Consider the following 11,152-nt stretch of genomic DNA (forward strand, 5'->3'; position numbering starts at 1 on the left):
GGACCTCACATGGCCAATGTCGAGCAGTCGATCGACGTAGAAGCTCCGATCTCCACGGTCTACAACCAATGGACCCAGTTCGAGGAGTTCCCGCGCTTCATGGAAGGCGTGGAGCAGATCCGCCAACTCGACGACCGTCACGTGCACTGGGTGGTCAACTTCGGCGGCTCCACGCACGAGTGGGACGCCGAGATCGTCGAGCAGTCGCCTGAGGAGCGCGTCGCGTGGCGCAACACCGACGGCAAGGACAACGCCGGCGTGGTCACCTTCCACAAGCTCGCCGACGACCGCACCCGCGTGATGGTGCAGATGGACTGGGCGCCCGAGGGCGTCAAGGAGAAGCTCGGCGGCGCGCTCGGCTTCGACACGCGCCGCGTCGCCGGCGACCTCGAGCGCTTCAAGGAGCTGATCGAGACCCGGGGCACCGCGACCGGCGCCTGGCGCGGCGACGTCCCGCGCGAAGGCTGAGCGACACCCGCGGCCGCCGGCCCGTGCGCCTCACGGGCCGGCTCGTCGTCGTCATGACGTATGGGTGACGGCGCGCTGGGCGAGCCGGCGGTCGCGCATGATCGACGCGGCCGCGCCCGTGCCGAGGATGGCGAGGATCACCGGGAGGCTGATCTCCGGCTCGACCTTGCCGACGAACTCGCCCCAGACCATCTTCGCGGCGATGAACGCGAGCAGTGCGGCGAGCGCGGTCTTGAGGTAGTAGAGGCGCTCGACGAGGTCCGCGACCAAGAAGAACAGTGGGCGCAGCCCGAGCAACGCGAAGGCGTTGGCGGCGAAGACGATGAAGGCGTCGTCGGTGATGGCGAGGATGGCGGGAACCGAGTCGACCGCGAAGAGCAGGTCGGCGATCACAATCGCGGCGAGCGCAGCGCCCGCGATCGTGAGCCTGCGGCGGCCGCCTTCGCGGGTGAGGAGGCGGTGGCCGTCGCCGTCGTCGGTGGCGATCGGCAGGCGCCGCCGCAGCTTGTCGACGATCTCGCCGCTGTCGTCGTGGTCGTGGCGGTGGCGCCACATGCGCCACGCCGTCCAGCCCAGCAGCGCGGCGAACAGCAGCGAGACCCAGCCGAAGGCGGCGAGCAACGCGGCGCCGGCGACGATGAAGAGCGCACGCAACGCAAGCGCGCCGACGATGCCGTACGTGAGCAGGCGGTGCCGCGCGTGGACGGCGATGCCGAACGAGCTAGAGCGGCGAGTTAAGCCGGTGATCAACCATGCGCTCGCCGCTGCCCAGGCGAACGTTCACCCCGTTCAGCCGCGCGCGCGGGCCGTCGAGCACGAGGTCGAGGCCCAGCGCGAGGTCGCCGGGGGCGCGGGACCGGTGGCTCGTCCTGGCAGTGCCGTCCTCGAGCCTGCTGGTCGTGGCGCTGGACGCCGCGGCTATCGGTGCGCTCGTGCGAACGCGCCGTCTGGTCCCCGTGGCTCAGCTGTCAAAGACGATCGGCCCCGCCACCCACGAACGCGGCGGAGTACCAAGCGTTGATCCGAAGTGTCGCCAGACCCGGAGCGCCGAGCGGCGGCGGTCCGTGGTGACGTGGCGGATGACTACGGTGCGTTCATGCAGACCCAGACGCCCTACCGCCGCGTGAGCCGGCGGGTCCGCGCGCTGCCGGGCCTCCTGGCGCGCGCGCCGTGGTGAGTGCTCGCGGTCACAGGCACCGCGACCACGGCCCTGGGGCTCCTGCTCGCGGTGCGACCGCTCAGTTCGCTGACGGCCCTGGGCATCTACACCGGCGTCAGCTGCGTGGTCTCCGGCCTGGGTGACCTGCTCGCGCGTCGCGACCGGGCCGGGAAGCTGTCGCTCATCATCGGGATCGGCTGGGTTCTCGCTGGAGTGAGCGTTTTCGCGTGGCTGGGCCGGAGCCTGCAGCTGCTCGGGCCCTTCGTGGCCGGCCTCCTCGTCGTCACCGGTGCGGTCAAGCTGCTGGAGCTGCGGCGCGGCCTGAGCACCGACCGGCTGCTCACGGCCGCCTTCGGGTTGTCGGAGCTGGCGTTCGGGCTGGCCGCGTGGGTGTGGCCGGACGTGACGCTGCTGGTCGTCGCCCTCCTCTTCGGCGTACGCACCGCCGGCTTCGGCCTGTCGCTCCTGTGGCGGGGAGCCGTCGCGGCGCGGCGAGGCTCCTCCGCCCAGGTCGCCCTGAGACCCGGGCTCGCTCGCTTCCGGGCCGCCCGCTGGATGGCCGCAGGCGTCGTCCTGCTCCTCGCCGGTGCCACGCTCGTCATCAGCGAGCGGTTCCGGCAGGGAATCCCGGTCCTCGACGGGTTCTACGACGCGCCGGACGTCGTTCCCGCCGAGCCCGGGCAGCTGCTCCGCGCCGAGCGGTACGACGGGGACCTGCCGGAGGGCCTGACGGCCTACCGCATCCTCTACACGACAACTGCGGACGAGGGCGTCCCCGGCTTGGCGAGCGGGGTGGTCGCAGTCCCGGTCGAGCCGGCCGGCCGGCCGACGCCGTTGATCGCGTGGGCCCACGGCACGGTCGGCGTCGCGCGGGCCTGCGCCCCCAGCCTCGGGCGCAACGCGATCTCCACCGAGGGCATGCCGTCGATGGACGCCCTGGCCCGCAATGGGTGGGGGATGGTCGCCACCGACTACATCGGCCAGGGCACCGAGGGTGCCTTCCCGTATCTGGTCGGTCAGGGCGAGGGGCGCTCGGTTCTGGACGCGGTCCGGGCAGCCCATCAGATCGACGGCCTCGACCTCGCTCCCGAGACCGTCATCTGGGGACACTCCCAGGGCGGCCACGCCGCGTTGTGGGCCGGGCAGCTCGCGCCGACGTACGCGCCGGACGTCGAGGTCGTCGGGACCGCGGCGCTGTCGGCGGCGAGCGACACCTTGGGAATGGCCCAGCTCGTCACCGCACATCCCGGTGCGCTCGGCGCCAGCCTCGCGATCTCGTTCGTGCTGGCCGCGTACAGCCGGACCTACCCTGACATCTCCCTCGACGACGTCACCCCGGCGGCGCGGACGCTCGTGAAGGAGGCGGCCGCCCGGTGCACCAGCGAGCCCGGCACGTTGCTGACGGTCCTCACCGGTGTCGCCATCTCCCGGGACACCCCGATCCTCGTGCACGACCCGGCGACCGGCGCTGTGGGCCGGCGACTGCGCCAGAACGTGGCGCTGGGGCCATGGCCCGCCCCCCTGTTCCTGGCGCAGGGCACCGCGGACGAGGTCATCAGCGCCCGGCTGCAGGACGAGTACGTGGCGCGGCTCTGCGCCGCCGGCCGCCCGCTGCGCTATGAGCGCTACGAAGGGAAGACGCATATGGGCATCCTCGAGCCCGACTCACCACTGAACGCCGACCTCGCACAGTGGACCGAGGACCGGCTCGCCGGTCTCCCCCAGCAGAACACCTGTCAGTGACCCGCTGGCCAGGCAAGCCTTGACGACCGACAAAGGGCCGCATGCTCCCGGACAACACGACCTTACACCCGCGCCGATGGCTGGCCGCCGCCGCGCTCGCCGCTGTCCTGCTGGTCGTCACGTACTGGTCCGCCGTGCGGACCACCACCGGGCAGCGAATCGAGAACGCGGCGCTGCGCGGCGCCGACCAGGCCACCGAGGCGGCCCGCATCGCTGCGTCGGACGAACTCTCCTGGATCACCATGTCCTCGTTCGCGTTGATCTCCGTGGTCCTGGTAGCGGCCGCCTGGTGGCGCGCCGGGCTCCGGGCGGCCGTCGGCGTGGGGACGGTCCTGGCCGGATCGACGGTGATCACTGAAACGCTCAAGCGAGTCCTCCCGCGCCCGGAGCTCATCTCAGTGACTGGCAACTACACGCACAACAGCTTTCCGAGTGGGCACACCACGGTCGCGATGTCTGCGCTGTTCGCGCTGCTCATCGTGGTGCCGCATCGCTGGCGCGGCATCGCCGTCGCCGTCGGGTCGGCCTACGCGGTGGCGATCGGCGCCCAGACGGTCACTGCAAAGTGGCACCGGCTCAGCGACACCGTTGGCGCCGACCTCGTCGCGCTGGCCGTCGCGTGCTTCGTCCTCGCCTGGCTGGCACGCGGTGGACAGCTGCAGACGGTGTCCCGGCGCAGACGGCTCCGGGTCTGGACGATCGGTGCGGCCCTGGCCGTCGTGACCGGACTGGCCCTGGCCGCGGGCGGCATCATTCTGGCCCTGGCCGAGGTCCCGACGACCCCCGACCCCGTGCTGGACGACAACTTCTACCTTGCCTCGCACAGCCTTGCGCTGGGCTGCTCGGGCCTGGCAGCCCTGGTCCTGTGGAGCGCCCTGCGACAAAAACAGCTGGGGCCGAGCCGCCGTTCAGACCACCCCCGATCAGCGGCGTGACGCCACCCTCCGGTCAATCCACCCGTGGGGCGGTCGGCCGTCCCTCTCAGCGCAGACGAGTCTCCCGCTCCATCCCCGAGAGCTTCGCGGGGTTGCGGACGGCGCAGATCTCGGTGATGAGGCCGTCGTCGATACGGACACTCAGGACCGTGTCGATGGCGTCGCCGTACCAGAGCACCAGGGCGGGACTGCCATTGACGTGTGCCGGCCGCAACGACGCCGTCGCGGGGATCCCGGTCAGCACCTGCGCCACCCTCTCGACCCCCACGACGGGCGCGAGCGCGGCTTGTACGACGCCGCCACCGTCGGTCACAAGCGCGACGCCAGGCGCGAGGATGTCGAGCAAGGCTTCCGGATTCCCCGTCTCGACCGCGTGCTGGAACGCGGCGAGCGCCTCGCGGGTCTCGGCCGCGGAAACCACCCCGCGGGATCGGTGTGCGACAACGCGGGCCCGTGCGCGGCGGGCGATCTGGCGGACCGCGGCCTGCGTCTTGCCCACGGCGTCGGCGATCTCGCCGTATGGCAAGTCGAAGACCTCGCGCAGCACGAACACCGCGCGCTCGGTCGGCCCGAGCGTCTCGAGCACGCGCAGCACCGCCATCGAGACGCTGTCGGCCAGCTCGACGTCCTCGGCCACATCGGGTGCGGTGAGCAGCGGCTCGGGCAGCCATGGGCCGACGTAGGATTCCGGGCGCCGGCCGAGCATCTCGTACGCGACGGTGAACAGCAGGTTGCGGTGGGCGACGAACGCCTCGGTGGCGGGGTCGATGCGGTGCACTTGCACAAGACGCCGGCCACGCCCGCTCTGTGACACCCGATGCGCGGAGAGGTCACCTGTCACAGACGCCGCGCCGGCGGCATCTCATGGCCGTCAGAGCGCGGCGTGAACGATTCGCCGCGCGATCCCACGAGCGAGGACAACGTGATGGAACCTCGATTCAACCTGTTCGACAGCCCCACCGCCGCCAAGTTCGCGAAGCGCTTCTACGGCACCGCGCTGGTCCTTGACCAGTCGACGCTGCCGAAGTCGCTGCGCGAGCTCGTCGAGCTGCGCGTCAGCCAGATCAACGGCTGCGGCTTCTGCGTCGACATCCACACCAAGGAGGCTGCCGCCGCCGGCGAGAGCGCGCTCCGGCTCCACTTGGTCGCCACGTGGCGTGAGTCGACCGTCTTCACCGGGGCCGAGCGCGCGGCGCTCGCCCTCGCCGAGGAGGGCACCCGCCTGGCCGACGCCCACCAAGGCGTGTCCGACGAGACCTGGGCCGCCGTGCGCGAGCACTTCGACGACGACGAGATCGGCACGCTGGTCTGCGTGATCGGCATGATCAACGCGGCCACCCGGATGAACGTCATCGTGCGGAACCCAGGCGGCTCCTACGAGCCCGGCATGTTCGCCGCGTTCGACGCCGCCTGATCGAGCACCACGGTCCACGTCGATGAAGGGCGCTCAGCCGGCGCCCTTCACCGATAGAGGCCCTAACGTCGACGACGCAGCCCAGGGCCTCGCCCAACCCGGCAGTGGCTCACGATCCGCGCCGGCGCTGGTTCATCGTTCTCTGGTCAGGGGTCGCGGTCGTGCTGCTGTCCTACGCGCGAGAGATCCGCCGGCGACTAGCGGCAACGCCTGCCGGTAACCGACCGTGACGTCCGATCAGGTCGCAGACAGGGACCACCACACCAGCGCGACCATGCCGGCGACGGCGCCACCGGACAAGAACACCAGCACCCGGCGCTCGAGCATGGCCGCGATGAACTCGCGCAGATAGGCGCTGGGCCAGAAATACCAAGCGGTCGGCGCGCCGACCACTTGGGCGTCGATGCCGAGTGCGCGGGCCAGCATTGCCGCGCGAGGGGCGTGGTAGTTGTTGGTGACGACGAGGTACGGCGCCGGCACGCCATGGCGCTCCAAGAGCTGCACGCTGTAGAGGAGATTCTCGCGCGTGGTGCGGGCACGGTCCTCGACGAGGATGTCGGCGTCGTCGATTCCGCGCTGACGAAGCCACTCACCCATGACTTCACCCTCCGGGCGAGGCTCATCCCGTCCTTGACCGCCGCTCGGTACGAAGACGGGCCTCCCATCGGTCTCACGGCGTTCCTCGGCGGCGGTGACTGCCCGCTCCAGACGCGCCGCCAGCAACGGAGGAACCGCACCTCTGACTAAGCCGCTACCCAGCACGATCACCGCCCGGGCGGGAGAGCGGCGGGCGATCCAAGCGTAGAGCGCGGTGTGAGCGGCGAACGCCAGAAAGCAGATGCCGGCACACGCCTGCGCGGTGAGCAGGCCGACGGCCACGCTGCCGGTGACGGGGTTCTCATGGCGCAGGAGGGCCGCGAGAGCAACGGGCAGGAGCATCAGAGCCAGTCCGACCATCAGCGCCAACGAATTGCCCAAGGACCTGCTCTCCCGCCGAATCATCAGGACACCATCGATGACCAGCAGCAGTGGCAACGCCAAGAAGCCGAGCGCCACAGCCCCAGTAACCGCCAAGGAGATGACGCCAACCTCTAACTCCAGGGCGGGCGAACTCGAGGCCAGGACAGCCCCGAACCCGACCAGGTTGTACGCGAACACGATGAGCAGGAACCCGTTGCGCAGCGCTCGGGGATCTCGCCTCAGCGACCATACGAGCAGCCCGCCCCAGAAGAGAACGCTCACGCAAGCGGCGACAATCTGCAGAAGGTTCTCGCCCAGGGTCGTCACGCAGTCAGTCAACCGGCTTTCCGCCCACGGGCGTTGAGGATCAGCCTCGGGCGCGTTCCCTGTCGGCCGGGGTGAACCGTAGCCGTGAAGGTAACGAGCGGTGGCAAACGAGCCTTCGCGCCCGCGGATCGCCTCGAGGCTCGGGGCGCGTCGCGCGCCGCGGGCGAACTCGTTCCCGCACGCGCCGGCGCCGAGCACGACGGCGAGCAATCGCGAGCTCGTCAGCCGACGGCTTCGGCGCGCGCATCAAGACGCCCTGTGTTCGCCGCGTGGAGTACCGCGCGAGCAGGCCGTCGGATGCCTCGACGGTGGAGCCGGAGACGCTCGCTTCGTTGCCGACTTTTTCGGCGACCACTGCGTGCCGCCGTCCCAGGACCGCGCGGAGACACGTCCTGGACAACACCTCTTCGTCGAAAAACACCGCTTGCGCTTCTACCTCAATGCGATCGCGTGGAGCGGTCGCGCCAGAGCGCCACCATGGCAACTCCTACATGTCCGACGACGGCCGGGCGTGCGAGCTATGACGCGAACCGCAAGTCACGCCCCCATCCGGGTGCCGGCGGTGGCGGGCGCCGCGTCGACGCGGTTGCTCCGGTCAGGCGGCCCGCGCGCCGGTGGACAGCAGGGTCGTGAACTCCGGCCGCGAGTGAACTTCGAGCTTGGCGAAGATCACCTTCGTGTAGTCACGCACGGTGTGGCGCGAAAGGTGCAGTGCCCGACCGATGTCGTCCGTGCTGCGTCCATCGGCAAGGAGGGTGGACACTTCGGCCTCACGCGGTGTCAGGCCGTGCATGGCGAGTCGTAGGGGCATCATCTCGGCTCGGCCGGCGGGTCGCAGCGTCAACGCCGTGCGTGGAAGCTCCGTGCCGGTGAGCACGTCGGCCTGCACGACGATCCAGGTTCCGTCGTCAAGCGGCATGCGGACGCGTGCGGGACGGACCACTCGGCCGGTTTCTGTGAGGCGCTCCGCTGCCCGAGCCTGCATGGCAGCCCACTGCATCGATGCCGGGACCGGACCATCGGGAGCCACTCCAAGCCGATCGAGCCAATAGCGCGCATCCCGCGTCGCACCTTCGACGGCCAGCTTTGGATCAAGCACGACCGTGCCGGGGCCGACCGGCGAGTCGTTCTCGCCCGCTGATGCCGTTCGCGAAAGCGTTACGCGCAGAGCATTTCCAACGTCGGAGGCGACAGCCTCCACGAAGGCCATTTCCGCGCTGCTGAACGCCGGGAGGTCCGGGCCTCGAGCGATGCAGGCCATGCCCCAGCTGGCACCAGCGCTCCGGGTGAGGATTCGCAGCTTGTGTCCCCATGTGCCTGTGTCTGCGACGAACGGTTCGGGTCCACCGGCCGCCTGCAGAGCCGACGATGGGTGCGAGGAGATCGCCGCAACACCACGGCCGGCCCGGTCGAGTTCGTCGTAGTAGGCGCTGCCCTTGACCTCGCGACGGACCTCTTCGATGTCGAACTCGAACAGCTCGATGGGCAGGAGCGAGTCCGGGTCTGACACCCACCATCCCGCGGTGTCGACCGGGACGATGCGTCGCACGCGCTCGTCGACCTCATCGAGAAGCTCTCGGGGCGGCAACGGCTGCTCGGCTAGCTCCGCGATGGCCTCGCGTGCGGCCTGGGCCCGGATTCCGAGGCGTGCTCGATCCATGGGCACCAGCGTATTGCGCGCCGCCGCAGGAACCACCCCGCATTCGTGGGGGGGTCCGTATCGTGCGGCGGCTCCGGCCCGCCACGGAAGACAAGAAAGACCGTCCGGCAGCAGGCGACCGGTTCATCGCCCGCGGTGAGATGTCAGCTGTGGAGTTGGCCCCCGTCTATGACGAGCTGCGCGCCGGTGACGAAGGTGCTCTCGTCCGACGCCAGATAGAGCACCGCGGCGGCGGTCTCGTCAACGTGTCCGAGCCGGCCGAGGGGGATGCCCCTCGCGAGCTCCTTGCGGAGCACGTCCCGCTCGTCGTCGGAGTTCGCTGCCGCCGTGATCCCAGGCGTGTCGATGTATCCGGGAGCCAGAACGTTGACGCGAATACCGCGCGGACTGAGCTCGTTGGCCCAGGTCCTGGAAAGCAGGTGGGCCGCCGCCTTCGACGCCCCGTAGACGCCAAGACGCGGCGTCCCTGAGACCGCCGCGGTCGAGCCGTTGACGATGATCGATGCGCCATCCGCGAGCAGGGGCAGCGCCTTCTGAACCGTGAAGATCAAGCCGCGGACGTTGGCCCCGAAAATTCGATCGACGTGCTCAGGCGTCACGTGCGCCAGTGGCAGGAACTCGCCGCCGCCGGCGTTGGCGAACAGCACGTCGATTCGGTCCCCACGCTCCTCCACGGTGGCGTAGAGGCGGTCCAGGTCATCGAGCTCGGCGACGTCGCCCGAGACGCCCGTGGCCCGCGGTCCGATCTCCCCGACCGCCGCCTCCAGCTCGGCGGGTCGCCTACCAGTGACGTAGACCGTGGCCCCTTCAGCGGCAAAGCGCTTCGCGGCGGCAAGGCCGATGCCGGCGGTCCCACCGGTGACGACCGCGACCTTCCGTCGCAACCGTCCAAAACTCGTTTCGTTCATGCCGACGATGCTGGGTGAAGCCCGAGACGGGCACCACCCCGCACGAGCGGGGACATCACGGACCCCACATCTGCGGGGTCGTCACGTACGAAGACGCGAATTAGGTTCCTCCGCCCCGGGCACCTCCCGTCGTCTCCTTGACGGAAGAGCCCGAGCGACGCGCTCGGGGCAGATCCCGTGAACCGCCCGATTCCCGTTCCTATGAGGTAGCTGCATGAGCGACATCCCGTCCACCGAGCATTTCTCCGCGTCCGACGCCCCCGAGCTGGTCGTCGCTCCCAGCGCGACGTTCGTTGCCACGACGGGGTCGGGGAGACCCGGAAGCGATGCGTTCTACCGCAAGCACGCCCTGATCGCGGACGTTGCTCGAGCGCTCGCCGACAACGGCCTGGCACCCACAACACCTCCGGTCATCGAGATGCTGTTCTGGTACCCCGACCACCTGCCGTCCGCCGACATCGCCGACTTTTACAGCCTCAACCCGATCCCGTCGCTCCTCTATCGCGTCACGGCGCGGATCGACGAGCACGCGTCGGCAGATGACATCGCCCGCGCCCGTAGTGCCGCGGCCAGCGAGGCCGACAGACCCGATGAGCTCCTCGAGCGCTACGTGCTCAAGGAGCACGCCGTGGTCCAAGTCATGCACCACGGTCCCTTCGCGAACGAATTCGCGACCCTTGCCCGGCTCGGTGAATTCGCTCAGCGGGCGGGCCTCCGGCGGGCAGGGCCACACCGCGAAATCCACCTTGACTCCTTCACACGCACGACGCCGCAAGACGGGCTTCGAACGATTCTCCGCGACCCAGTCGCCTGAGGCAACGCACCCGCGCAGCACACCTGACGGGCGAGCGTTGACCCGGGTGTCGTGCTCGGGCGCGCAGCCCGGCCCGTGGAACAACAAAACCCGAACTACCTGAGCGATCGGAGCATCATGGACCTCACCGAAGCCACCGCGACCGCTCACCGCGTCCGCAGCCTCTACCACCAGATCGAAGAGCGGTTCGAGGGCAGCCCTTGGACCGTCAAGGACGACATGCTGGGCCTCGTCAACGACGTCGGGACATTGAGCCGGCTGGTCATGGCCACCGAAGGTCGCTGGGCACCCGAGGGTGACCTCCCTGAACTCCTGCGCGGCAAGCTCGCCGAGTGCCTGTGGTGGGTGCTCGACCTCGCCGACCGCCTCGACGTCGACATCACCGAGGCCTACACGACGACCCTCACCGGCATCGAGCACAACCTCAACGCCTCGATCGCCCGCCTCGACTCATGAATCGCCGGTTGAGATCAGGCTCACGCGATGGGCTTGCCCCGGTCACCGCGATCGTCGCGTGGATTCCTGAGAGGCGAGCAAGACGTACGTCGGGGCGAGCTCGACGGGCTGCGCCGCACGCCCGATCGGCGCCTGCTGGCCAATGACTTGACCTGCTCGACTGGCATCGTCGCCCGGGGATCAGCGGCTGCATGCCATCGCAGACGGTCACCGCCGGCGATGTTGAGGCGGGATCGTGCGGGTTCTGTCGGCGCCGGGTGAAAACTGGTCCACCTGCGCCGGTTGAAAGGTGGGCCACCCGGCGGGTG

Annotated in this window: 11 protein-coding genes; 6 read left to right on the forward strand and 5 right to left on the reverse strand. The window is 69.8% G+C overall.

What is annotated here, in order from left to right; genetic code table 11:
* Positions 1-9 precede the first annotated feature (9 nt).
* Entirely contained in the window at positions 10-468 is a 459-nt protein-coding gene (locus tag OJ962_RS13605) for an SRPBCC family protein (protein ID WP_202958548.1), read from the forward strand.
* Between the two features lie 51 nt (positions 469-519).
* Here the strand turns inward: OJ962_RS13605 and OJ962_RS13610 are convergent, their stop codons facing one another.
* Positions 520-1,218 (reverse strand): TerC family protein, encoded by a 699-nt coding sequence (locus OJ962_RS13610; RefSeq protein WP_202958549.1) that lies wholly within the window; start codon positions 1,216-1,218, stop codon positions 520-522.
* A 427-nt stretch (positions 1,219-1,645) separates the two neighbouring features.
* Between OJ962_RS13610 and OJ962_RS13615 the strand changes: the two genes are divergently transcribed.
* Positions 1,646-3,370, forward strand: coding sequence for a lipase family protein (locus OJ962_RS13615; protein WP_202958551.1), 1,725 nt, complete (start codon positions 1,646-1,648; stop codon positions 3,368-3,370).
* 41 nt (positions 3,371-3,411) lie between these two features.
* Entirely contained in the window at positions 3,412-4,305 is an 894-nt protein-coding gene (locus tag OJ962_RS13620; protein WP_202958552.1) for a phosphatase PAP2 family protein, read from the forward strand.
* 46 nt (positions 4,306-4,351) lie between these two features.
* On the opposite strand, the gene OJ962_RS13625 is transcribed toward OJ962_RS13620, so the two are convergent.
* Positions 4,352-5,089, reverse strand: coding sequence for a sigma factor-like helix-turn-helix DNA-binding protein (locus OJ962_RS13625; protein WP_407697511.1), 738 nt, complete (start codon positions 5,087-5,089; stop codon positions 4,352-4,354).
* Between the two features lie 141 nt (positions 5,090-5,230).
* Between OJ962_RS13625 and OJ962_RS13630 the strand changes: the two genes are divergently transcribed.
* Complete coding sequence (locus OJ962_RS13630; RefSeq protein ID WP_238932705.1) at positions 5,231-5,719, forward strand: carboxymuconolactone decarboxylase family protein; 489 nt, start codon at positions 5,231-5,233, stop codon at positions 5,717-5,719.
* 237 nt (positions 5,720-5,956) lie between these two features.
* Here OJ962_RS13630 and OJ962_RS13635 read toward each other — a convergent pair whose 3' ends face one another.
* From OJ962_RS13635 to OJ962_RS13645, 3 genes are all read right to left on the reverse strand, one after another.
* Entirely contained in the window at positions 5,957-7,216 is a 1,260-nt protein-coding gene (locus OJ962_RS13635; RefSeq protein WP_202958554.1) for a YdcF family protein, read from the reverse strand.
* Positions 7,217-7,601: 385 nt separating this feature from the next.
* Positions 7,602-8,666 carry a response regulator transcription factor gene (locus OJ962_RS13640; RefSeq protein ID WP_202958555.1) on the reverse strand — a complete coding sequence of 355 codons (1,065 nt, stop codon included), beginning with the start codon at positions 8,664-8,666 and terminating at the stop codon, positions 7,602-7,604.
* Positions 8,667-8,809: 143 nt separating this feature from the next.
* Positions 8,810-9,574, reverse strand: coding sequence for an SDR family NAD(P)-dependent oxidoreductase (locus OJ962_RS13645; RefSeq protein WP_202958556.1), 765 nt, complete (start codon positions 9,572-9,574; stop codon positions 8,810-8,812).
* 214 nt (positions 9,575-9,788) lie between these two features.
* On the opposite strand from OJ962_RS13645, the gene OJ962_RS13650 reads away from it, so the two are divergent.
* Together OJ962_RS13650 and OJ962_RS13655 are read left to right on the forward strand one after the other, a co-directional pair.
* Entirely contained in the window at positions 9,789-10,388 is a 600-nt protein-coding gene (locus tag OJ962_RS13650; protein WP_202958557.1) for a GyrI-like domain-containing protein, read from the forward strand.
* A gap of 117 nt (positions 10,389-10,505) precedes the next feature.
* On the forward strand, positions 10,506-10,844 hold the full coding sequence (locus OJ962_RS13655) for a nucleoside triphosphate pyrophosphohydrolase family protein (protein WP_202958558.1): 339 nt from the start codon (positions 10,506-10,508) through the stop codon (positions 10,842-10,844).
* The last annotated feature ends 308 nt before the right edge of the window (positions 10,845-11,152 follow it).

It is taken from the genome of Solirubrobacter deserti, assembly GCF_027587175.1.
Lineage (GTDB): Bacteria > Actinomycetota > Thermoleophilia > Solirubrobacterales > Solirubrobacteraceae > Solirubrobacter > Solirubrobacter deserti.